The sequence below is a fragment of the Mycobacterium sp. genome (assembly GCF_046091765.1).
GTDB lineage: Bacteria > Actinomycetota > Actinomycetes > Mycobacteriales > Mycobacteriaceae > Mycobacterium.
Genome location: NZ_JBJTCF010000016.1, coordinates 44,664 through 65,581, shown reverse-complemented (window position 1 = coordinate 65,581; position 20,918 = coordinate 44,664). Strand labels below are relative to the sequence as shown.

The window sequence follows — 20,918 nt, the reverse complement described above, 5'->3', positions numbered from 1 at the left end:
GGATCTCGTAGGCGTCCACCACGTCGATATCGGGGTGGCCGGCGGTCAGCGGGCCGAGCGGGACCCGGGAATCTTCGGCCTGCGCCAGGTCGGCGGCGAGTTGCTCACGAGTGGCAACGCTCAGCATCCTGCGAATCCCATCGTCGGCCAGTAGCGCCCGGACCGGTGAATTCTATAACGTGTTCTAGTATGACAACCCAGGAGTTCGACGTCATCGTCGTCGGCAGCGGCGCGGCCGGGATGGTCGCCGCCCTGACTGCGGCCCACCAGGGACTATCAGCGGTTGTCGTGGAGAAGGCGCCGCATTTCGGCGGCTCCACGGCCCGCTCGGGGGGCGGGGTGTGGATTCCCAACAACGAGATCCTCACGCGCGACGGGGTCACCGACACCGCCGAGGCTGCCCGGACCTACCTGCACACCATCATCGGTGACGTCGTCGCGCCCGAGCGCATCGACACCTACCTCGAACGCGGCCCGGAGATGCTGTCGTTCGTGCTCAAGCACACCCCGCTGAAGATGTGCTGGGTACCCGGCTATTCGGACTACTACCCCGAGCAGCCGGGTGGCCGGCCCGCCGGCCGCTCAGTCGAGCCGGAACCCTTCGACGCGAAGAAACTCGGTCCGGACCTTCCCGGTCTGGAGCCCGCGTACGGCAAGGTGCCGCTCAACGTGGTCGTCATGCAGCAGGACTACGTCCGGCTCAATCAGCTCAAGCGTCATCCCCGCGGTGTGCTGCGCAGCCTCAAGGTGGGTGTCCGGACGGTGTGGGCGGGTCTGCGGGGAAAGAACCTTGTCGGGATGGGGCGCGCACTGATCGCTCCGCTGCGCATCGGGCTGCGCGAGGCCGGGGTGCCCGTCTGGCTCAACACCGCGCTGACCGAGCTGTATGTCGAGAACGGCGTGGTGCGGGGTATCTACGTGCGCGACACCACCGCGCCGGAGACCGACGAGCCTCGGTTGATCCGTGCGCGGCGAGGGGTGATCCTCGGCAGCGGCGGCTTCGAGCACAACGAGTCGATGCGCCGCAAGTACCAGCGTGAGCCGATCGGCACCGAGTGGACCGTGGGCGCGACGGCCAACACCGGCGACGGCATCGTGCTCGCCGAGAAACTCGGCGCCGCGTTGGATTTGATGGAGGATGCGTGGTGGGGACCGACGGTCCCGCTGGAAGGCGCGCCGTGGTTCGCCCTGTCCGAACGCAACTCGCCCGGCTCGATCATCGTGAACATGTCCGCCAATCGGTTCATGAACGAGTCGATGCCCTACGTCGAAGCCTGCCATCGGATGTACGGCGGCGAGTACGGGCAGGGGTCGGGGCCGGGCGAGAACGTGCCCGCCTGGCTGATCTTCGACCAGCGCTACCGTGACCGCTATATCTTCGCCGGCCTGCAACCGGGTCAGCGCATCCCGAAGAAGTGGATGGAGTCCGGCGTCATCGTGCGCGCGGAGACCACCGATGAACTGGCAGACAAGACCGGACTGTCGGCGGCCGAACTGCGTTCCACCATCGAGCGTTTCAACGGTTTCGCCCGAAGCGGGCTCGACGAGGACTTCCACCGCGGCGAGAGCGCCTACGACCGCTACTACGGCGATCCGACCAACAAACCCAACCCCAACCTCGGCGAGATCAGCCATCCGCCCTACTACGGTGCGAAGATGGTGCCCGGCGACCTGGGGACCAAGGGCGGCATCCGCACCGACGTGTACGGGCGCGCGCTGCGCGATGACGGCTCGGTGATCGAGGGGCTGTACGCGGCCGGCAACGTCAGCGCACCGGTGATGGGCCACACCTATCCCGGTCCGGGCGGGACGATCGGGCCGGCGATGACCTTCGGGTATCTGGCGGCGCTGCACCTGGCCGAAAAGACGTAACGTGCCGATCAACCTCGATGTCGCGCTCGGCGCGGAGCTGGATCCCGTCGAGTTCTCGTGGTCGAGCAGCGACGTGCAGCTCTACCACCTCGCACTCGGCGCCGGCCGCGACCCGATGGATGCCCGCGAGCTGCGCTACCTCACCGACGGAACGCCGCAGGTGCTGCCGACCTTCAGCAGCGTCGCGGCCAGCTTCCACGCGACCGAGCCGCCGAAAGTGAGCTTCCCCGGCATCGACATCGAATTGAGCCGCGTGTTGCACGCCAGCGAGGCCGTCAGCGTTCCCGCCCCGCTGCCCCCGAGCGGATCGGGCCGCGCGGTCACCCGGATCACCGAGATCTGGGACAAGGGCAAGGCCGCGGTGATCGTCAACGAAACCACGGTGACCGATGCCGCCGGGGCGGAGCTGTGGAGCACCAGCCGTTCGATCTTCGCCCGCGGCGAGGGCGGCTTCGGCGGTGAGCGTGGGCCGTCGACGTCTGCTGAGACACCGCACGGAGCACCTGACGTCGAGATCGACATCCCGGTGCTGCCGCAGCAGGCGCTGCTGTACCGGCTGTGCGGGGACCGCAACCCGCTGCACTCCGATCCCGCATTCGCCGCCGCCGCCGGGTTCCCGCGGCCGATCCTGCACGGGCTGTGCACCTACGGGATGACCTGCAAGGCCCTGGTGGACAGCGTGCTCGACGGGGATGCCGGCCGGGTCGGCTCCTACGGCGCGCGCTTCGCCGGGGTGGTGTTCCCCGGCGAGACCCTGCGGGCCTCGGCGTGGAAGGACGGCGGGCGCTACCTGGCCGCCGTCACCGCACCGGCCCGGGATGACGCGGTGGTGCTCGCCGGCGTTCACCTGACCCCTCGGACGTAAAGCGGTCCGCACCGCCGGCGCGGAACGGACGTCAGCCCAGGATCAGCCCCGACGTCGGCACGCCCGTACCGGCGGTGACGAGCACGTGCTCGACGCCGTCGACCTGGTTGACCGAGGTGCCGCGCAACTGCCGCACACCCTCGGCGATCCCGTTCATCCCGTGGATGTAGGCCTCGCCGAGCTGACCGCCATGGGTGTTGATCGGCAGCCGGCCACCGATCTCGATGGCACCGTCGGCGATGAAGTCCTTGGCGTCGCCCCTGGCGCAGAACCCCAGCTCCTCCAGCTGGATCAGGGTGAACGGGGTGAAGTGGTCATAGAGGATCGCGGTCTGGATGTCGGTGGGCCTGAGTCCTGACTGGGACCACAGCTGACGGCCGACCAGGCCCATCTCCGGCAGACCGAGCTCGGGCCGGTAGTAGCTGACCATCGAGTACTGGTCCGGGCTCGAGCCCTGGGCCGCCGCCTCGATGATCGCCGGCCGGTGCCGCAGATCCCTGGCGCGCTCGGCGGAGGTGACCACGATGGCCACCCCGCCGTCGGTCTCCTGACAGCAGTCCAGCAGGCGGAGCGGCTCGGCGATCCACCGCGAGTTCTGATGGTCTTCGATGGTGATCGGCTTGCCGTAGAAATAGGCCTTGGGATTGTTGGCGGCGTGCCTGCGGTCGGCCACCGACACCGCACCGAAGTCACGGCTGGTGGCCCCCGACTCATGCATGTAGCGCTTGGCGATCATCGCCACCTGCGCCGCGGGCGTAGACAGTCCGTGCGGATAGCAGTAGGAGTTGTCGACGCTGGTGGAGTCCACCCCCTGAATCAGTCGCAGCTGCACCTGACCGAACCGCATGCCCGAGCGCTCGTTGAACGCCCGGTACGCCACGACGCACTCCGCCACCCCGGTGGCAACCGCGATGGCCGCCTGCTGGATGGTGGCGCACGCCGCCCCACCCCCGTGGTGAATCTTGGAGAAGAACGTCAACTCGCCCATGCCGGTGGCGCGGGCGACCGCGACCTCGGTGTTGGAGTCCATCGTGAAGGTGACCATGCCGTCGACGTCGGCCGGAGTCAGCCCGGCATCGTCAAGGGCATTGAGGACCGCCTCGGCGGCCAGCCGCAACTCACTGCGACCGGAGTCCTTGGAGAAGTCGGTGGCGCCGATCCCGGCGATCGCGGCCTTGCCGGACAGCCCGGCCATCAGGCACTGCCCACGGTGAGCGTGGCCGTGGCGATGACGTGGTCACCGAGGCTGTTGCTTCCGGTGACCTTCACCGTGACCAGGCCATCCTCGACCGCGGTGACCTCGCCGGAGAACGTCACGGTGTCGTAGGCGTACCACGGCACGCCGAGTCGCAACCCGATCGACTTCACGATCGCATTCGGTCCGGCCCAGTCGGTGATGTAGCGCTGCACCAGTCCGGTGTCGGTGAGGATGTTGACGAAGATGTCCTTGGAGCCCTTGGCCTGCGCCTTGTCCCGGTCGTGGTGAACATCCTGGTAGTCGCGGGTGGCGATGGCGGTCGAGACGATGAAAGTCGGGTCGCCGAAGAGCGCGAGTTCTGCAAGCTTGGTTCCGACCTGCACCGTCGGGGCGCTCACGAGGCGGGCTCCCAGGCGTACAGCGTCCACGCCGGGCCGCTCTCCCCGTCCGGGAAGTCGATGTAGGTCACCTGGACCGGCATCCCGATCTTCACCGTCGCGGGGTCGACGTTGCGCAGTTCGCCGAGCATCCGCACACCCTCCTCCAGTTCGACCAACGCGATCACGAACGGCAGCGTCCGGCCCGGCACCTGCGGTGCGTGGTGGACGACGAAACTGAACACCGTCCCCTTACCGCTGGAGACCACGTAGTCGACGGGCGCCTCCCTGTCCTGCCAGAGCGCAGGCACCGGTGGGTGCTGCAGTGTGCCGTCGGGGCGTTTCTGGATGCGAAGCTCGTGGGCGTTGACTCCGTCCCAGAAGAATGCGGTGTCGCGGGACGCCGCCGGGCGCATCATCAATTCGGGATCGAGGTCCGCCGGCACCGACGACGCGGACACCTGATCGGCCGGCTTGAACTTCATGATCCGCCACATCATGTCGGCCACGGTTTCTTCGCCGACGGACCAGGTGATCCTCTGGGTGATGAAGAACCCCTCGCCCAGCGCGGTGTTCTTCGGGCCGACGACGTCCGTCAACTCCGCGGCGACGCTGACCTGCTCGCCGGGGCGCAGATAACGGTGGTAGGTCTGCTCGCAGTTGGTGGCGACCACGCCGATGTATCCCGCCTCGTCGAAGAGTCCGAGGATCTTGCCGAGCGGGTCGTCATCGGCGCGGGTCCCGCCCAGCCCTGCCATCGTCCACACCTGGATCATCGCCGGCGGCGCGACGACACCGGGATGCCCGGCGGCGCGTGCCGCCGCATCGTCGACGTAGATGGGATTACGGTCGCCGATCGCGTCGAGCCAGTGGTCGACCATCGGCTGGTTGACCGGGTGTCGGCCTTTGCGGGGCTTGCTCTTTCCCTCGGCCTTGATGCGCTCGGCTGCTCGCTGGATCTCCTCGACGGTCACCGCGGGACCCTGGGTACACCCAGGCCCGCGGCGGCCACCTGCTCACGCATCACTTCGTTGACTCCGCCACCAAAGGTGATGACGAGGTTGCGTTTGGTTTGGGAATCCAGCCAGCTCATCAACTCGGCCGTCTCCTCGTCGGCGGGGTTGCCGTACTTGCCGACGATCTCCTCGGCGAGCCGGCCGATCCGCTGCACGCGCTCGGTGGAGAACACCTTCGTCGCCGCCGCGTCGGCGATGTCGACGGTCTCCCCCGCCGCGGCTACCTGCCAGTTGAACAGCTCGTTGACCCGCCAGATGGCCTTGATCTCACCCAGCGCCCGGCGCACGTCCTCGTGTTCGCCCGGCACGATGCCGTTGGAACCGGGTTTGCTCGCCCAGGCGTGGACCCGGTCGTAGAGCGCGGCGATCTTGCCGGCCGGTCCGAGCATCACCCGCTCGTGGTTGAGCTGGGTGGTGATGAGTCGCCATCCGGCGTTCTCCTCACCGACGAGCATCTCAGCCGGCACCCGGACGTCGTTGTAGTAGGTCGCGTTGGTGTGGTGCGCGCCGTCGGACAGGATGATCGGGGTCCACGAATAGCCCGGGTCGGTGGTGTCGACGATCAGGATCGAGATGCCTTTGTGCTTGGGCGCTTCCGGGTCGGTTCGGCAGGCCAGCCAGACGTAGTCGGCATCATGGCCGCCGGTCGTCCAGATCTTCTGGCCGTTGACGACGTATTCGTCGCCGTGGCGCACCGCCGAAGTTCGCAGCGAGGCCAGGTCCGTACCGGCCTCCGGCTCGGAGTAGCCGATGGCGAAGTGCACCTCACCCGCCAGGATCGCGGGAAGGAAGTTCTGCTTCTGGGCCTCCGTGCCGTAGACCATGAGGGTCGGGCCGACGGTCTGCAGAGTCACCGCGGGTAGCGGCACATCGGCCCGCGCGGCCTCGTTGACGAAGATCTGCTGTTCGACCGGACCGAAACCGTGTCCGCCGAACTCGACCGGCCAGCCCACCCCGAGCTTGCCGTCGGAACCCATCCGCTTGATCACCGCACGGTAGGCCTTACCGTGCCGGTCGACCTCCATCTGCCTTGCCTCGTCGGCCGAGATCAGGGTGGCGAAATACTGACGTAGTTCCGCCTGCAGGTGCCGCTGCTCGGGAGTCAGTTCTATGTACATTGCGCTCCAACCAGATCCAGACGATGGGCGGGACCCCCGAGCAGGCGGGTCATATCTTTGATCGATGAGTAGTAGCGGTGCATGGGATAGGTGATGTCCATACCCATCCCCCCATGCAGATGATGGCACGTCTGCATCGCCGGTGGAGCGTTGGCGGTCAGCCAGTAGGCCAAGATGTCGAGATCCTCGTCGGCGTCGCGGCCCTCGGTGAGCCGCCAGTTGACCGAAGAGGACGCCAGGCCGAGGGTGCGCGCGGCGATGTAGACCTCAGCCAGTTGCGCCGCCACGGTCTGGAAGGTCGCCAGCGGCCGGCCGAACTGGTGGCGATTGGACACATAATCGGCGGTCAGTCGGACCGCTCCGGCGACCAGACCGGCCGCATAGGATCCGATCGCGGCGACTGCCAGCTGGTTGAGGCGATGTACCTGCGCGCCGTCGAGTACCGCGGCGACCGACGCGCCGGAGAACTCGACGGCGAACTCGTCCCCCCCGGCCGACGAGGGAGTCTTGGTCAGCCGGACACCCTGCTCACTCGGGGCAACCACGGCCACGCCCACGTCGGTGCTGACCAGCATCCAGTCGGCCTCGGCCGCGTGCGCGACGGCGACCTTCACGCCGTTGAGTCGGCCGTCGGTGAGTTTCGTCGTGGGCAACTCCGGCAGCGCCGACCCGGGTTCGTTCAGCGCCGCGGTGAGCACGCCTCCCTTGGCGACGCCGCCCAGGAACCGGTCCTGCTGGTCCGCGGCAGCCATGTCCAGCAGCGGGAGCACTCCGAGTCCGAGAGTCGCCAGCGCCGGCGACACCAGACCGTGCCGGCCGATCTCGGTCAGGGCCGTGGTGATCTCGGGGAGGCCGACTCCGTCGCCGCCGAGCCGGTCGGGCACTCCGAGTGCGAGGACCCCGCCGGAGACCAGGGCGGCCCAGCTGTTCTCACGCTCAAGGGCTGCGCCGACGACGTCGGCGACAGCCTGCTGCGAGGGATCCGGGGTGAAGTCCACCATGTTCTCCTCGGTTGTTCTCCTCGGTTCTTCTCGGTTCTTCTCGCCTCAGGGCGCCTGCACGGACGAACCGGTGTAGTCGACCTGCCAGTGCTTGATGCCGTTCAGCCACCCCGAGCGCAGCCGGTCCGGGTCGCCGAGGGAAGAAAGGTCCGGCATGTGGTCGGCGACGCTGTTGAAGATCAGATTGATGGTCATTCGCGCCAAGTTGGCGCCGATGCAGTAGTGCGCCCCGGTGCCGCCGAATCCCACGTGCGGGTTGGGATCGCGCAGGATGTTGAAGGTGTGCGGGTCATCGAACACCTCTTCGTCGAAGTTAGCCGACCGATAGAACATCACCACCCGCTGACCTCGGGTGATCGGCACGCCGGACAACTCGGTGTCCTTGACGGCGGTGCGCTGAAACGCCGTCACCGGGGTTGCCCACCTGACGATCTCGTCGGCTGCGGTGACCGGGCGTTGTGTCTTGTAGAGATCCCACTGCTCAGGATGGCTGGCGAAGGCGATCATCCCGTGGGTGATCGAGTTGCGCGTGGTCTCGTTTCCGGCGACGGCGAGCATCAGTACGAAGAACGCGAACTCGTCGTCGGAGAGCTTCTCGCCGTCGATGTCGGCGTTGATCAACGCGGTGACGATGTCTTCGCCGGGCTCCTTGGCCTTGAGCGCCGCCATCTGCATGGCATATCCGAGTACCGCCATCGACGATGTCCGCCCGTCGGCGTCGGCGAACTCCGGGTCATCGTTCCCGGTCATCTCGTTGGACCAGCGGAACAGCTTCTCCCGATCCTCCTGCGGGACGCCGAGCAGGCTGGCGATGACCTGCAGGGGCAGCTCGCAGGCGACCTGTTCGACGAAGTCCCCATGCCCCCGGGCGGCGGCGGTCTTCACGATGATCTCCGCGCGCTGGTTGAGTTCCTCGCGCAGCCGTTCGACGGCCCGCGGGGTGAACCCGCGGGAGATGATCCGGCGCAGCCGATCGTGGTGCGCGCCGTCCATGTTGAGCAGGATCACGCTCTGCATGTCGATGTCTTCGCGAGTCATATCGTCAGCGAACTGCGGGATCGCGGTGTTGGGTCCACTGTGGTAGACGTCGCTGCGCCGGGACACCTCTTTGACGTCGCGGTGCTTGGTCACGACCCAGTACCCGCCGTCGTTGAAACCCCCCTTACCGATGCGCTGCTCGCACCACCAGACCGGTGCGACCTTGCGCAACTCGGCCAGTTCGTCGACCGGCAGGCCCTTGACGCAGATGTCGGGGTCCAGGAAGTCGAAACCCGGGGGCAGGTTGGGGCTCGGCATGGATGCTGGCTCCTCGGTACACGGTGGTCTAAATGCTCTAGACGCTCTAGTTAGGCCTTATTGCCAGTAAAACACGGCTCCACCGCTGGCAAAAGGAACCGGGGCATCGTTGCTTGTCAGGGTACTGAAACGTGTTCTAGCCTGACCGCATGGGCAAACCCGTCATCGTCGAAGCCACCCGCAGCCCGATCGGGAAGCGCAACGGCTGGCTCTCCGGACTGCACGCGACCGAACTGCTGGGTGCGGTGCAGAAGGCCCTGATCGGCAAGGCGGGCATCGACGCCGGCCAGGTCGAGCAGGTCATCGGCGGGTGCGTGACCCAGTACGGAGAGCAGTCCAACAACGTCACCCGGGTGGCCTGGCTGACCGCCGGCCTGCCCGAGCAGGTCGGCGCCACCACGGTGGACTGCCAGTGCGGCAGCGCCCAGCAGGCCAACCATCTGGTCGCCGGGCTGATCGCCGCCGGCGCGATCGACGTCGGCGTCGCGTGCGGTATCGAAGCGATGAGCCGGGTGGGTCTGGGTGCCAACGCCGGCCCGGACCGCTCCAAAATCCGCGCCGAATCGTGGGATATCGACATGCCCGACCAGTTCACCGCCGCCGAGCGGATCGCCAAACGGCGCGGGATCACCCGTGCCGATCTCGACCACTGGGGCCTGCTGTCCCAGCAGAAGGCCAAACTCGCCTGGGACGAACTCCGCTTCGACCGGGAGATCTCACCGATCGGGGTGCACACCCCGGAAGGGCGCGTGGTCGTCAGCCGCGACCAGGGCCTGCGCGACACCACCGCCGAAGGTCTGGCCGGTCTCAAACCCGTCCTCGAGGACGGACTGCACACCGCCGGCACCTCGTCGCAGATCTCCGACGGAGCCGCCGCGGTGCTGTGGATGGACGAGGACAAAGCGCGCGCTCTGGGACTGAAGCCCCGCGCCCGGATCGTGGCCCAGGCACTCGTCGGCGCCGAGCCGTACTACCACCTCGACGGCCCGGTGCAGTCCACTGAGCGAGTACTGGCCAAGGCCGGCATGAAACTCGGTGACATCGACCTGGTCGAGATCAACGAGGCGTTCGCCTCGGTGGTGCTCTCCTGGGCGCAGGTGCACCACGCCGATATGGACCGGGTCAACGTCAACGGCGGCGCCATCGCGCTGGGACATCCGGTCGGCAGCACCGGCAGTCGGCTGATCACCACCGCCCTGCATGAACTGGAGCGCACCGACAAGAGCACCGCGCTGATCACCATGTGCGCCGGCGGAGCGTTGTCGACCGGCACCATCATCGAACGGATCTAGGGTCTGGTCAGCCGGGCAACGGTGCGTGCTCGACCCGCCAGGCGAACTGGCCCCACCGGCACATCGCCGCGGTGGCCGAACGGGGCTGGGCTCGCGCCTCGGCGCGCATCTTGTCGGCGAAGTAACGCCTGAATCCCTCTCTGGGATAGGCCTCGACGACCTCGGCGACCGTCTGCGGGGCGATGTCTTCCAGGCGCATTCCGATCGCGTCGGCCGCCGCCCCGAAATGCAGCAGAGCCACCTCCGGGCGCTCGCGCGCCGCACGGCCGACGTCGAGGTGCATCCCGATGGCCTTCGCCGCCGCCGCGGCCCGCTGCTCGGGCCAGCCCTGTTGGTGCAACCAGGACTGCGCGGCCGCCGCGCCGCGCTGCTCGAACGGTCCCTCGCCGCCCGCGAGGCCGGTCAAGCCGAGATCGTGCAATATCGCCGCGACGAACAGCAGCTCAGCATCCCAGTGCAGTCCGTCCCGGGTTCCCAGCAGTGAACCGAACAGGTAGGTGCGATAGCAGTGGGCCAGCAGCACCGTCGGTCCCGCGCCGCGCAGCAGATCGACCGCGGCGAGTGCCACGGCGGTGTCGGGGACGGCGATGTCGTCGAGGGGCGTCGGTAGCGGACGATCGATACCCACCCGGCGGGCGATGCGCCGCAGTGTCTGGTCGAGCTGGGCCCGGCTCAGCCGGCCGATCAGCGCGACCGTCGACTCCCGCTCAGCCATAGACGGCCCACACCAGAGCGCCCGCCAGGACCAACTCGACGAGCAGGTAGAACCAATTGGGGTAGAACGCCTTCGGCGTGTCCACGACACCGGACACCAGCCGGCCGAGAGCCATCCCCACCAACGCGGTCGCCACGGTGATGAGAATCCCGTCGCTCATGGCGTGGCCGGTCGCCGCGACCGCCAGGATCGCCGCGATCGCCACGCCGAAGCCGCCGTAGACGGCGCGGACCTCGGCACGCGCTTCAGTGCTGGGCAGACTGATACCGAAGGGCCGGATGAGCGCGGCGGGCCGGGCCAGTCCGTACAGGCCCATGCCGAGGAAGAACACGGCGACGAAGCCGATCACGGTGAGCTTCACGCGGGCTCTCCGCGACGGTGGACGGTGACGCGGCCACCCCGCTTGGGCGTGAAGGCGACGCCGCGGTTGTGGGGCTTCTCATCAGGTTCGTCGGAGACCCGAATCGTCATCGTGCGCAGCACGGAGCGCAACACGACATCCATCTCCAGGTTGGCGAAGGCCGCTCCGATGCAGCGGCGGGTACCGCCTCCGAAGGGGACCCACGCGAAGGTGTTGGGTTTGGCGTCGATGAACCGCTGGGGGTCAAACCTCTCCGGATCGGGGAACTCGACGGGGTTTCGATGCAGTTGCTGCAGGTTCACCATGATCGTGTAGCCCCGGGGGATCCGCCACGGGCCCAATTCGTACACCGGTACGGCCACGTGGCGGCTGGCGAAGTCGATCACCGTGCGAACCCGTTGGGTTTCCAGGATGGTCGCCTGCCGGTAGGAGCTCTGCGCGCCCCCGGCTTCGGCGCTGAGTCGGTGCAAGACCTCGGGGTGTCGGGAGATGCGCTCGAACACCCATGCCAGGGTCGAGGCGGTGGTTTCGTGACCGGCCGCCAACAGTGTGAGGAGCTCATCACCGATCTCTCCGCGGGTCATCACCGTGCCGTCGTCGTAATTGCTGCGCAGGAACAACGCGAGGATGTCCGTGCGTTCGTCGAGGCGGGGGTCTCGACGGGCCCGTTCGATGAGGGCGTCGATCACCGACTCGTATTCGCGCCGGTAGACCTCGAGTCGTCCCCACGGGTCGAAACGGAAAAACGGGCGGTCCGGGCCGGGCAGCACCGCCAGCCGCGAGGCAAGCGTCACCCATTTCGGCACGACATCGCGCAGCCGCTCCAGCTCCACGCCGTCGGCGCCGAACACCGCGCGCAGGATGACGTTCAGGGTGATCCGCATCATGGGTGCGAGGGTGGCGAACTCGGTGCCCTCGGGCCAGGTCGCCATCTCGCGGAACGTCTCCTCCTCGACGATGTTCTCGTAGGCGGCGATGCTCTTGCCGTGGAATGGCGGGGTGAGCAGTTTGCGGCGGCGGCGGTGTTCAGGCCCGTCGAGGGCGAAGACCGAACCGGGGCCAAAGAGCCGGGAGAGATTGGGTTTGACGTTGTGCAGCACTTCGGGACTCGTGGTGAAGACCTGTTTGGCCAGCACGGGATCGGTGACGATCGCGGTGTCCCCGAACAGCGGCAGCCGTGCGCTCACGCACGGCCCCTTGCTCGCGACCAGCCGACCGATGAAACGGCGGCGATCGGCCACGAAAGCCAGGCCTACCAGTAGCCGGGGGAGCTCTGGTGCGGGCGGCAGGTTGCGCGGGCCGACGGGCGCGGTATGGATGTCGGTCATTGATCCTCCGTTCAGAGCCAGCCGCGCAGGAATCCGGCGAACAGGACCGCGAAGCCGCCCACTTCGCCGACGATCAATGCCGCCATCGCCACGTGCAGGCTTGGACCCGAGTCGTGGAACTGGTTGGTGGTGTCGCGTCTGGCACCGTGCGCGATGTAGCTGAGGATGGCGCCGACGAAGAAGACGACCAGCGTCATCGAGGCCGCCAGGTTGACCCAGGCCGGCCACGCGCTGAGTTCGACGAACACGGCCACGAGCAGTGTGGCGAAGGAGTACAGCAGTGCCGACCGGTGGGCGATGTCGACGTAGGGATGGGCGCGGTGGTCCGGGTTGGTGGCCATCTGCCGGTACTTCCAGATCCCCAGCACCAGAGCCAGCAGGAAGATCAGCCCGGCCGCGCACAGGGTGACCGAGGTCGGACCGGCGAGGGAGAAGGCCACCGGGCCGATGCTAAAGCCTCCGCCCATCTATTGCAATGATTTCAAGAATGGCCCTGAGCTTGTACGATTCGTCCCGTGGCTGCTGTGGTGCACCGGCGCGTCGACCCGCGCAAACAACGCACCGTCGACGCGCTGCTGGCCGCCGCGCAACCGATGTTCGCCGAACGGCCGGTCGACGAGGTGACCGTCGAAGAGATCGGCCGGCGCGCCGGCGTCGCCGTCGGCTCGATCTACAACAACTTCGGCAGCAAGGAAGGCCTCTACGCCGCGGTGGTCGCCTGCGCGCTCGACGTCGACCGTGACTACATGGACCGCGCCTACACCCCGGACCGCTCCCCGGTCGAGCAGCTGCTGGCCGCCTCCGAGCAGTACCTGCGCTTCGCGTTGGATCATCCGAACTTCTTCCGCATGCTGGCCTTCCCGGCCAAACCCGGTCCCTACCCCGGCGCGGAGGAGACCGCGACCCTGCTCAGCCGGCGAGTCGATGAACAGAACGCCCGTATGGTCGACGCCATCGAGCGCGGCATCGCCGAGGGCAGCATCCGCGACCTCGACCCGGTCACGACCGCCACCATCCTGTGGGCCAGCTGGAACGGCATCATCAGCCTGGCCTGGCGCCACGACGACCTCAGGCAGGATCCCGCGGGATTGCGCGAGCTGCTCGACCGGGCGACCGACCTGGTCAGCTACGGCCTGCGCACAGGCCGCACAGGCCGCACAGGCTAGGTTGGGGATGTGCCGAAACCACCACCGCGTGGCCTGAATTCGCCGCGTGCGGAAACCATCATCAAGTGGATGTCGCGGGTCCAGACCTGGCTGTACACCAAGACCGACGGCAGGCTCGGCGGCACATTCCTCCAGGGGGCGCCGGTGGCGCTGCTGACCACCATCGGACGTAAGACCGGCCAGCCCAGGGTGAGTCCGCTGCTCTATCTGCGGGAAGGCGACCGTGTCGTGTTCATCGCCTCCAAGGGCGGAGCGACCGACAACCCGATGTGGTATCTCAACCTCAAGGCCAATCCGGCAGTCTCGGTGCAGATCAAAGACGAGCTGCTGCACCTGACCGCTCGCGACGCGACCGAAGAGGAACGGGCGCGTTACTGGCCGAAGATGGCGACGATGTACACCAGCTTCGATGACTACCAGTCCTGGACCGACCGGGTGATCCCGGTGGTCGTCTGCGACCCGTGATCACACCGCGCGGCGGCGCTCACGCCCCGTAGACGGGCACCGCGGGCTGTGATCGGCCCATGAGTTCGCGCACCACGGGCCCGAGTTCACCGGGCTCCCAGCGGGCACCCCTGTCGACCTCGGGCCCGTGCCGCCAGCCCTCGGCCACCCGCACGATGCCGCCCTCGACCTCGAACACCCGCCCGGTGACGTCGCGCGACTCGGCGCTGGCCAGCCAGACGACCAGTGGGGAGATGTTCTCCGGCGCCATGGCGTCGAAACCCGACTCGGGCTTGGCCATCATCTCGGCGAACACCGTCTCGGTCATCCGGGTGCGCGCCGACGGGGCGATCGCGTTGACCGTCACCCCGTAGCGGCCCATCTCCGCGGCGGCCACCAGGGTCAGCGCCGCGATCCCGGCCTTGGCGGCGCTGTAGTTGCCCTGCCCCACACTGCCCTGCAGGCCCGCCCCGGAACTGGTGTTGATCACCCGCGCGTCGACCGCCTCGCCGGACTTCGCCCGGCCGCGCCAGTAGGCCCCGGCGTGCCGGAGGGTGGCGAAGTGGCCCTTGAGGTGCACCGCGATGACCGCATCGAACTCTGCTTCGCTGGTGTTGGCGATCATCCGGTCCCGCACGATGCCGGCGTTGTTCACCACCACGTCGAGGCGGCCGAAGGAATCCACCGCGGTCTCGATGAGTCCGGCGGCCTGCTCCCAGTCGGAGACGTCGGCTCCGCTGGTGACGGCCCGGCCGCCGGCGGCCACGATCTCGTCGACGACCGCCTGGGCGGCGCTGCCGCCGCCGGCGGGGGACCCGTCCAGCCCGACGCCGATGTCGTTGACCACCACCTGCGCCCCCTCGGCGGCGAAGGCCAGCGCGTGCGCGCGACCGATACCGCCCCCGGCGCCGGTGATGACGGCCACCCTGCCCGCCAGCAGTCCCATACGGTCTCCTCCTCGCTTCTACTTCTTGTTCGCGGTCGACGCAGACAGAAACGGTGGCGGCTCGCCGCCGCCGTGCACCACCAGCGTCGCACCACTGATGTAGGACGCCGCCTCAGAGGCCAGAAATGCTGCCGCCCAGCCGATCTCGGCGGGTTGAGCCAGACGGCCCAGCGGCACGGTCGCCGCCACCGCGGCCTGCGAGTCAGCATCGCCGTAGAACAGCTCGACCTGTTCGGTGGCGACCATGCCGGCCACCACCGCGTTGACCCGAACCTTGGGTGCCCACTCCACCGCCAGCGATGCGGTCAGGCTGTCCACCCCGGCCTTGGCCGCGCCGTAGGCGGCCGTTCCCGGCGACGGCCGCCGACCGCTGATGCTGGAGATCGACACGATCGAACCGCCGCCCGGCTGGCGCTGCATGACCGCGTTGGCGGCCTGCGACACGTGCAGCATGGCGAGCAGATTGAGCTCGATCACCTTCTGATGGAAGCGCGGGGAGGCTTCCGCGGCGAGGGCGAACGGTGCGCCGCCGGCATTGTTGACCACGACGTCCAGACGTCCGTGGCTCTCGACGACCCGATCGACCAGGCCGGCGACCGCCTCGGCGTCGCGTACGTCGCAGGCGTGGAATTCGTGGGGAGAACCCTCGACCGGCCGCCGGGCGCAGGTGACGACGACCGCGCCCTGGCCGGCGAAGACCTCGCTGATCCCGGCGCCGACCCCGCGGACACCGCCGGTGACCAGAACGACGCGCCCTGCCAGCTCGAGGTCCACTGTGCTAGCGTACCAAGCAAGTGCTTGCTTAGGTCTCCGGTTCGGTCCACAGCGTCAGGAAGTGCCCATGACGATCACCTCTTCGGCCGTCGAGCCCGGCATCGTCGCGGTCACGGTCGACTACCCGCCGGTCAACGCGATCCCCTCGCGCGGCTGGTTCGAACTGGCCGACACCGTCACCGCCGCAGGCCGCGACATGGCCACCCGCGTGGTGATCCTGCGGGCGGAGGGCCGCGGCTTCAACGCCGGCGTGGACATCAAGGAGATGCAGAACACGCCGGGCTTCGCCGCCCTGATCGACGCCAACCGGGGCTGTTTCGCGGCGTTCAAAGCGGTCTACGAGTGCGCGGTGCCGGTCGTCGCGGCGGTCAACGGGTTCTGCGTGGGAGGCGGCATCGGCCTGGTCGGCAACGCCGACGTCATCGTGGCGTCGAAGGACGCGACGTTCGGGCTGCCCGAAGTCGAGCGCGGCGCCCTCGGCGCGGCCACCCACCTGTCCCGGCTGGTACCCCAACACCTGATGCGCCGACTGTTCTTCACCGCTGCCACCGTCGATGCGGCCACCCTGCATCACTTCGGCTCGGTGCACGAGGTGGTGCCGCGCGACGAGCTCGATGCCGCCGCCCTGCGGGTGGCCCGTGACATCGCCGCCAAAGACACCCGGGTGATCAGGGCCGCCAAGGAGGCTCTGAACCTGATCGATGTGCAGCGGGTCAACGCCAGCTATCGGATGGAGCAGGGCTTCACCTTCGAGCTGAACCTGTCCGGCGTCTCCGACGAACTGCGTGACGACTTCGCCGGGACCAAGAAGGCCGCCGAAAAGCGATGAGGGACAAGCGGACCACACTCGATGCTGCAGTCGCCGGCGTCGAGAGCGGGATGACGATCGGCATCGGCGGGTGGGGGTCCCGGCGCAAGCCGATGGCCTTCGTGCGTGCCCTGCTCCGAAGCGGTGTCACCGATCTGACCGTGGTCACCTACGGCGGACCGGACATCGGACTGCTCTGCTCGGCGGGGCGGGTCGCCACGGTGTACTACGGCTTCGTGTCACTGGACTCCGCACCCTTCTACGACCCGTGGTTCGCCCGAGCCCGCACCACCGGATCGATCATCGCGCGGGAGATGGACGAGGGAATGCTGCGCTGCGGCCTGCAGGCGGCCGCGCAGCGGTTGCCGTTCCTGCCGACCCGCGCCGGACTCGGCAGTTCGGTGCCGGACTTCTTCGACGGCGAGCTCAAGACGGTCCGCTCCCCCTACCCGACCGGTACCGCCGGCCACGAGGAGCTCATCGCCATGCCGGCACTGCGCCTGGACGCCGCCTTCGTCCATCTCAACATCGGCGACCGGTACGGCAATGCCGCCTACACCGGCATCGATCCGTACTTCGATGACCTGTTCCTGATGGCCGCCGACCGGCGCTTCCTGTCCGTCGAGCGGGTGGTCAGCACCGAGGAACTCGTCGACGCCGTCGTGCCGCAGGCATTGCTGGTGAATCGGATGATGGTCGACCACGTCGTTGAGGCACCCGGCGGGGCGCATTTCACCACCGCTGCCCCGGACTACGACCGTGACGAGGCCTTCCAGCGCCACTACGCGCAGGCGGCCGCCGACGAGGCCTCCTGGGCGCAGTTCGTCGCCACCTACCTGTCCGGCAGCGAAGCCGACTACCAGGCGGCGGTGCGGCAATTCGCCGGAGGTGCGTCGTGATCAGCTTCAGCCGGGCCGAGGTCTGCGCGATCGCCTGCGCGGAGCTGTTCCGCGACGCCGGGGAGATCATGGTCAGCCCGATGACGACCATGGTGTCGATCGGGGCGCGGCTGGCGCGGCTCACCTTTGCACCGGAGATCCTGCTGACCGACGGCGAGGCCCGGCTGCTGGCCGACACCCCGGCGCTGGGAGCGCCGGGCCCCGTCGAGGGCTGGATGCCCTTCGGCCGGGTCTTCGAGACCCTGGCCTGGGGGCGGCGGCACGTCGTGATGGGCGCCAATCAGATCGACCGGTTCGGCAACCAGAATCTGTCCGCGTTCGGACCGCTGCAGCGTCCCACCCGCCAGATGTTCGGAGTTCGGGGTGCACCCGGGAACACGATCAACCACACCACCAGCTATTGGGTCGGCAACCATTCGCCGCGGGTGTTCTGTGACACCGTGGACGTGGTCTGTGGAATCGGTTGGGACAAGGTCGATTCGGCCAATCCGGCCTACCGCTTCGTCGATGTTCACCGAGTGGTGACCAACCTGGGGGTCTTCAACTTCGGCGGACCCGGCCGCACCATGCGAGCATTGTCATTGCATCCGGGGATCACCCCGCAGCAGGTTCGCGACAACACGTCCTTCGAGGTGCACGGACTCGACGATGCCGGGCGTTCCCGGGCACCCACCGGCGAGGAACTGGAACTCATCCGGGTTCACATCGATCCGAAGAGTCTGCGAGACAGGGAGGTCACGCTATGAGGATCACGACCGCACTGACCCGGTTGGTCGGCGTCGAGCATCCGGTGGTGCAGACCGGTATGGGCTGGGTTGCCGGGGCGCGGCTGGTGTCGGCAACCGCCAACGCCGGCGGTCTGGGCATCCTGGCCTCCGCCACGATGACGGTCGACGAACTGGCGACCGCGATCTCCAAGGTCAAGGCGGCCACCGACCGGCCCTTCGGGGTCAACATGCGAGCCGACGCCGCCGACGCCGGCGATCGTGTCGAACTGATGATCCGGGAAGGCGTGAAGGTGGCCTCCTTCGCACTGGCGCCCAAGCCTGAACTGATCACCCGGCTCAAGGAGGCCGGCGTGGTGGTGATCCCCTCGGTCGGTGCCGCCAAGCACGCCCGCAAGGTGGCCGGATGGGGTGCCGACGCGGTGATCGTCCAGGGCGGGGAAGGCGGTGGGCACACCGGCGCGGTGCCCACCACGCTGCTGCTGCCCTCGGTCCTGGATGCCGTCGCCGGGGCCGGTATCCCGGTGGTCGCGGCCGGCGGGTTCTTCGACGGCCGCGGTCTGGCTGCCGCGCTCGCCTACGGCGCGGCCGGTGTTGCGATGGGCACCCGATTCCTGCTCACGACGGACTCCACCGTTCCCGACGCGGTAAAACAGCGCTACCTGCAGGCCGGCCTGGACGGCACCGTGGTGTCCACCCGCGTTGACGGTATCCCGCACCGCGTGCTGCGCACCGGGCTGGTGGACAAGCTGGAAAGCGGTTCGCGGATGAGAGGTTTCACTGCCGCGGTGATCAACGCGGCACGCTTCAAGAAAATGTCGGGAATGACCTGGACGGCAATGGTCCGAGACGGCTTGGCGATGCGGCACGGCAAGGACCTCACCTGGTCGCAGGTGCTCATGGCCGCCAACACCCCGATGCTTCTCAAGGCCGGACTGGTCGACGGCAGCACCAACGCGGGCGTGCTGGCCTCGGGTCAGGTCACCGGGATCATCGACGACCTGCCGTCGTGCGCGCAACTGATCGAGGGCATCGTGAGCGAGGCCGTCAAGCATCTGCAGGCGGCCTCAGCGCTGATCGAGTGAGGGCCCGACAGGAGTACCGTCGAGACGTGACGTCCGCGCTGGAGAAGTGGTCACGACCGGTCCTCAATCTGATCCGGACCTCCAACAAGTACCTGCTCAACCCGGTCATGCTGCGGCTTGCCGGCCGCCGGTACTGGTACGCATCAGTGATCACACACACCGGCCGTCGCTCGGGCAGGCGGTATTCGACGCCGATCGTCGCCGACCGGTTCGGTGACTACTTCATCGCCCCGCTGCCCTACGGAACCCAGGCCGACTGGGTGCGCAACGTGATCACGGCCGGGCGGGCCACCCTGGTCAGTAAGGGACACACCTATCAGGTGGGGTCCCCGGAGATCATCGACGCGACGCAGGCGCTGCCGCTGCTGCCCGGCGATCGCCGCCGGACATTTGAGCGGATTGGCGTCGAGCACTTCCTTCGGATGCGGGTCGGGTAGCGCGAGGCCGGGTGTTTGCCGTCGCCGAGCGTTCGGGGCGGGCGCGTTGCGACCCGGCGAGGGCGGTCCGGGGCGGCGGCGCCGGAGCGCTCAGATCCCCGACGGCATCGCGGATGCCCTCGCCGATCGCCGCCACCAGGTCCGCGGCCACGGTGATCGGGTTGTCCAGCGAGAGGAGCCGCAGCGGCGCGGGCTGGCCGTAGGGAAGGGAGCGGTCGTATCCGGTCTCGACGAGTACCCGCAGCGCGGGCTGGACCAGGTCGATCAGAGGCGTGGTGAGAAATTCCAGATCGGTGGCGGCACCGAAATCCCGAAGCGGCTGCAGCAGCGGCAGATTCGGGGTCGGAACCATCACGTAGGTGGTGTCACCGTAGCTCTGCTGATTGGCGGGATCGGAAATCGCGGCGATCAACTGATCACGGGTCAATCCGTTGGGTAATTCGTCGGGATGCCGGCCGTCGGGAGCCAGGTAGCCGCCATGGTTGTACCAGAAACCGGCGACGGCGTTCAGGGTGGCCACCAGGTTGAGCGGATAGAGCGGGAAGTCAGCCACACCGTCGTATTGGAAGGCGATGTCGACGGTCCGCATCGAGGTGTCCGTCGGCGTGGGCAACCCGAACGTGGCGTCCAGTATCGGGACGGTGCCGAACATCGCCAGGCGCTCGAACAGTCCGCCGTTGGGCCGATTGGGATTTCCGATCAGGACGAAGTCGATCGCGGACTGATCTTCGGCTGACAGACGGCTCAGCAGGTTCTTCTGCCGACTGGCCACCGTGGCGCCCTGCGAGTAGCCGAAGATGACCAGCGGGTCCTCCAGGCCGGGACGGTAGTCACCCACGAGGTCGCTGGTGAGCTGCGACAGTCCGCTCGCCACCGACACGTCCAGCTTGGCACCGGTCAGCCCGCCCCAGCCCTCCCACGGGAACGGCCAGAACTGCGCGATGTAGGGCACCGGCACCGGCGAGCACTCGATCGCACAGGACGGCGTGGTCGGGGCGATGTAGTAGTCGACGGCGTTCTCCATGTAGCCCGACACCGCCGCCGGGTTCGGCACCGCGGTTCCCGGCACGATCAACGCGGCGGTCGTCAGCGCGACCGCGGCGGTCACCGTGCCGGTCGCGGCGGCCACGGCAGCACCGACTGCGGGCGGTACCGCCAGGGCCACCGCGAGGGCGGACCGCAGCAGTCTCATCCG

23 protein-coding genes and 1 pseudogene are annotated in these 20,918 nt (G+C 68.1%); 10 read left to right on the top strand and 14 right to left on the bottom strand.

Annotated elements, in window-relative coordinates:
• A pseudogene (locus tag ACKOB8_RS02010) lies at window positions 1-127 on the bottom strand (2-keto-4-pentenoate hydratase); the annotation flags it as partial.
• Window positions 128-189: 62 nt separating this feature from the next.
• Between ACKOB8_RS02010 and kstD the strand changes: the two are divergent.
• Together kstD and chsH3 are read left to right on the top strand one after the other, a co-directional pair.
• Window positions 190-1,872, top strand: coding sequence for a 3-oxosteroid 1-dehydrogenase (gene kstD, locus ACKOB8_RS02005; RefSeq protein ID WP_526375113.1), 1,683 nt, complete (start codon window positions 190-192; stop codon window positions 1,870-1,872).
• Between the two features lies 1 nt (window position 1,873).
• Window positions 1,874-2,737, top strand: a complete 864-nt coding sequence (gene chsH3 / locus ACKOB8_RS02000; RefSeq protein ID WP_526375111.1) for an enoyl-CoA hydratase ChsH3 — start codon at window positions 1,874-1,876, stop codon at window positions 2,735-2,737.
• Between the two features lie 31 nt (window positions 2,738-2,768).
• Here the strand turns inward: chsH3 and ltp2 are convergent, their stop codons facing one another.
• From ltp2 to ACKOB8_RS01970, 6 genes are read right to left on the bottom strand one after another with little or no spacing between them, the layout of a single operon-like run.
• Window positions 2,769-3,932 carry a 17-hydroxy-3-oxo-4-pregnene-20-carboxyl-CoA lyase gene (gene ltp2 / locus ACKOB8_RS01995; RefSeq protein ID WP_526375109.1) on the bottom strand — a complete coding sequence of 388 codons (1,164 nt, stop codon included), beginning with the start codon at window positions 3,930-3,932 and terminating at the stop codon, window positions 2,769-2,771.
• Window positions 3,932-4,333, bottom strand: coding sequence for a MaoC family dehydratase (locus ACKOB8_RS01990; protein WP_526375107.1), 402 nt, complete (start codon window positions 4,331-4,333; stop codon window positions 3,932-3,934). The genes ltp2 and ACKOB8_RS01990 overlap by 1 nt, the downstream gene beginning before the upstream one ends.
• Window positions 4,330-5,286, bottom strand: coding sequence for an OB-fold domain-containing protein (locus ACKOB8_RS01985; protein ID WP_526375105.1), 957 nt, complete (start codon window positions 5,284-5,286; stop codon window positions 4,330-4,332). Before ACKOB8_RS01985 ends, ACKOB8_RS01990 begins: the two co-directional genes overlap by 4 nt.
• On the bottom strand, window positions 5,283-6,446 hold the full coding sequence (fadE29, locus tag ACKOB8_RS01980; protein ID WP_526375103.1) for an acyl-CoA dehydrogenase FadE29: 1,164 nt from the start codon (window positions 6,444-6,446) through the stop codon (window positions 5,283-5,285). Before fadE29 ends, ACKOB8_RS01985 begins: the two co-directional genes overlap by 4 nt.
• Entirely contained in the window at window positions 6,437-7,444 is a 1,008-nt protein-coding gene (locus tag ACKOB8_RS01975) for an acyl-CoA dehydrogenase family protein (RefSeq protein WP_526375101.1), read from the bottom strand. The genes fadE29 and ACKOB8_RS01975 overlap by 10 nt, the downstream gene beginning before the upstream one ends.
• 48 nt (window positions 7,445-7,492) lie before the next feature.
• On the bottom strand, window positions 7,493-8,743 hold the full coding sequence (locus ACKOB8_RS01970; RefSeq protein ID WP_526375099.1) for a cytochrome P450: 1,251 nt from the start codon (window positions 8,741-8,743) through the stop codon (window positions 7,493-7,495).
• Between the two features lie 149 nt (window positions 8,744-8,892).
• Between ACKOB8_RS01970 and ACKOB8_RS01965 the strand changes: the two genes are divergently transcribed.
• Entirely contained in the window at window positions 8,893-10,035 is a 1,143-nt protein-coding gene (locus ACKOB8_RS01965) for a steroid 3-ketoacyl-CoA thiolase (protein WP_526375097.1), read from the top strand.
• Window positions 10,036-10,042: 7 nt separating this feature from the next.
• On the opposite strand, the gene ACKOB8_RS01960 is transcribed toward ACKOB8_RS01965, so the two are convergent.
• From ACKOB8_RS01960 to ACKOB8_RS01945, 4 genes are read right to left on the bottom strand one after another with little or no spacing between them, the layout of a single operon-like run.
• Window positions 10,043-10,750: an HD domain-containing protein gene (locus ACKOB8_RS01960; RefSeq protein WP_526375095.1), complete on the bottom strand. Its 708-nt coding sequence runs from the start codon at window positions 10,748-10,750 to the stop codon at window positions 10,043-10,045.
• Window positions 10,743-11,111 (bottom strand): DUF4345 family protein, encoded by a 369-nt coding sequence (locus tag ACKOB8_RS01955; protein ID WP_526375093.1) that lies wholly within the window; start codon window positions 11,109-11,111, stop codon window positions 10,743-10,745. Before ACKOB8_RS01955 ends, ACKOB8_RS01960 begins: the two co-directional genes overlap by 8 nt.
• Window positions 11,108-12,439: a cytochrome P450 gene (locus ACKOB8_RS01950; RefSeq protein ID WP_526375090.1), complete on the bottom strand. Its 1,332-nt coding sequence runs from the start codon at window positions 12,437-12,439 to the stop codon at window positions 11,108-11,110. Before ACKOB8_RS01950 ends, ACKOB8_RS01955 begins: the two co-directional genes overlap by 4 nt.
• Before the next feature lie 11 nt (window positions 12,440-12,450).
• A complete protein-coding gene (locus tag ACKOB8_RS01945) occupies window positions 12,451-12,879 on the bottom strand; it encodes a hypothetical protein (protein ID WP_526375080.1) in 429 nt (142 codons plus the stop codon).
• Window positions 12,880-12,954: 75 nt separating this feature from the next.
• On the opposite strand from ACKOB8_RS01945, the gene ACKOB8_RS01940 reads away from it, so the two are divergent.
• Entirely contained in the window at window positions 12,955-13,605 is a 651-nt protein-coding gene (locus ACKOB8_RS01940) for a TetR/AcrR family transcriptional regulator (RefSeq protein WP_526375076.1), read from the top strand.
• Window positions 13,606-13,614: 9 nt separating this feature from the next.
• A complete protein-coding gene (locus ACKOB8_RS01935; protein WP_526375074.1) occupies window positions 13,615-14,070 on the top strand; it encodes a nitroreductase family deazaflavin-dependent oxidoreductase in 456 nt (151 codons plus the stop codon).
• Between the two features lie 19 nt (window positions 14,071-14,089).
• On the opposite strand, the gene ACKOB8_RS01930 is transcribed toward ACKOB8_RS01935, so the two are convergent.
• Window positions 14,090-14,995, bottom strand: a complete 906-nt coding sequence (locus ACKOB8_RS01930; protein WP_526375072.1) for an SDR family oxidoreductase — start codon at window positions 14,993-14,995, stop codon at window positions 14,090-14,092.
• Between the two features lie 18 nt (window positions 14,996-15,013).
• Window positions 15,014-15,769: an SDR family oxidoreductase gene (locus tag ACKOB8_RS01925; RefSeq protein ID WP_526375070.1), complete on the bottom strand. Its 756-nt coding sequence runs from the start codon at window positions 15,767-15,769 to the stop codon at window positions 15,014-15,016.
• Window positions 15,770-15,836: 67 nt separating this feature from the next.
• On the opposite strand from ACKOB8_RS01925, the gene echA20 reads away from it, so the two are divergent.
• From echA20 to ACKOB8_RS01900, 5 genes are all read left to right on the top strand, one after another.
• Complete coding sequence (gene echA20, locus ACKOB8_RS01920; RefSeq protein WP_526375068.1) at window positions 15,837-16,598, top strand: (7aS)-7a-methyl-1,5-dioxo-2,3,5,6,7,7a-hexahydro-1H-indene-carboxyl-CoA hydrolase; 762 nt, start codon at window positions 15,837-15,839, stop codon at window positions 16,596-16,598.
• The gene (ipdA, locus tag ACKOB8_RS01915) at window positions 16,595-17,476 is read left to right on the top strand and encodes a cholesterol ring-cleaving hydrolase subunit IpdA (protein WP_526375066.1); all 882 of its coding nucleotides are present in this window, start codon (window positions 16,595-16,597) and stop codon (window positions 17,474-17,476) included. Before echA20 ends, ipdA begins: the two co-directional genes overlap by 4 nt.
• Window positions 17,476-18,222 (top strand): cholesterol ring-cleaving hydrolase subunit IpdB, encoded by a 747-nt coding sequence (ipdB, locus tag ACKOB8_RS01910; protein WP_526375123.1) that lies wholly within the window; start codon window positions 17,476-17,478, stop codon window positions 18,220-18,222. The genes ipdA and ipdB overlap by 1 nt, the downstream gene beginning before the upstream one ends.
• A complete protein-coding gene (gene ipdC / locus ACKOB8_RS01905; RefSeq protein WP_526375064.1) occupies window positions 18,219-19,286 on the top strand; it encodes a (3aS,4S,5R,7aS)-5-hydroxy-7a-methyl-1-oxo-octahydro-1H-indene-4-carboxyl-CoA dehydrogenase in 1,068 nt (355 codons plus the stop codon). Before ipdB ends, ipdC begins: the two co-directional genes overlap by 4 nt.
• A gap of 107 nt (window positions 19,287-19,393) precedes the next feature.
• On the top strand, window positions 19,394-19,723 hold the full coding sequence (locus ACKOB8_RS01900; protein ID WP_526375121.1) for a PNPOx family protein: 330 nt from the start codon (window positions 19,394-19,396) through the stop codon (window positions 19,721-19,723).
• Here ACKOB8_RS01900 and ACKOB8_RS01895 read toward each other — a convergent pair.
• The gene (locus tag ACKOB8_RS01895; protein WP_526375062.1) at window positions 19,623-20,915 is read right to left on the bottom strand and encodes a PE-PPE domain-containing protein; all 1,293 of its coding nucleotides are present in this window, start codon (window positions 20,913-20,915) and stop codon (window positions 19,623-19,625) included. The genes ACKOB8_RS01900 and ACKOB8_RS01895 overlap by 101 nt on opposite strands.
• Between the last annotated feature and the right edge of the window lie 3 nt (window positions 20,916-20,918).

Coding starts and splice junctions, on each gene's coding strand:
- ACKOB8_RS01950 (WP_526375090.1), bottom strand. CDS start 12,439: ATGACCGACATCCATACCGCGCCCGTCGGCCCGCGCAACCTGCCGCCC.
- ipdA (WP_526375066.1), top strand. CDS start 16,595: ATGAGGGACAAGCGGACCACACTCGATGCTGCAGTCGCCGGCGTCGAG.
- echA20 (WP_526375068.1), top strand. CDS start 15,837: ATGACGATCACCTCTTCGGCCGTCGAGCCCGGCATCGTCGCGGTCACG.
- ACKOB8_RS01960 (WP_526375095.1), bottom strand. CDS start 10,750: ATGGCTGAGCGGGAGTCGACGGTCGCGCTGATCGGCCGGCTGAGCCGG.
- fadE29 (WP_526375103.1), bottom strand. CDS start 6,446: ATGTACATAGAACTGACTCCCGAGCAGCGGCACCTGCAGGCGGAACTA.
- ACKOB8_RS01970 (WP_526375099.1), bottom strand. CDS start 8,743: ATGCCGAGCCCCAACCTGCCCCCGGGTTTCGACTTCCTGGACCCCGAC.
- ltp2 (WP_526375109.1), bottom strand. CDS start 3,932: ATGGCCGGGCTGTCCGGCAAGGCCGCGATCGCCGGGATCGGCGCCACC.
- kstD (WP_526375113.1), top strand. CDS start 190: ATGACAACCCAGGAGTTCGACGTCATCGTCGTCGGCAGCGGCGCGGCC.
- ipdC (WP_526375064.1), top strand. CDS start 18,219: ATGAGGATCACGACCGCACTGACCCGGTTGGTCGGCGTCGAGCATCCG.
- ACKOB8_RS01965 (WP_526375097.1), top strand. CDS start 8,893: ATGGGCAAACCCGTCATCGTCGAAGCCACCCGCAGCCCGATCGGGAAG.
- ACKOB8_RS01930 (WP_526375072.1), bottom strand. CDS start 14,995: ATGGGACTGCTGGCGGGCAGGGTGGCCGTCATCACCGGCGCCGGGGGC.
- ACKOB8_RS01900 (WP_526375121.1), top strand. CDS start 19,394: ATGCTGCGGCTTGCCGGCCGCCGGTACTGGTACGCATCAGTGATCACA.
- ACKOB8_RS01895 (WP_526375062.1), bottom strand. CDS start 20,915: ATGAGACTGCTGCGGTCCGCCCTCGCGGTGGCCCTGGCGGTACCGCCC.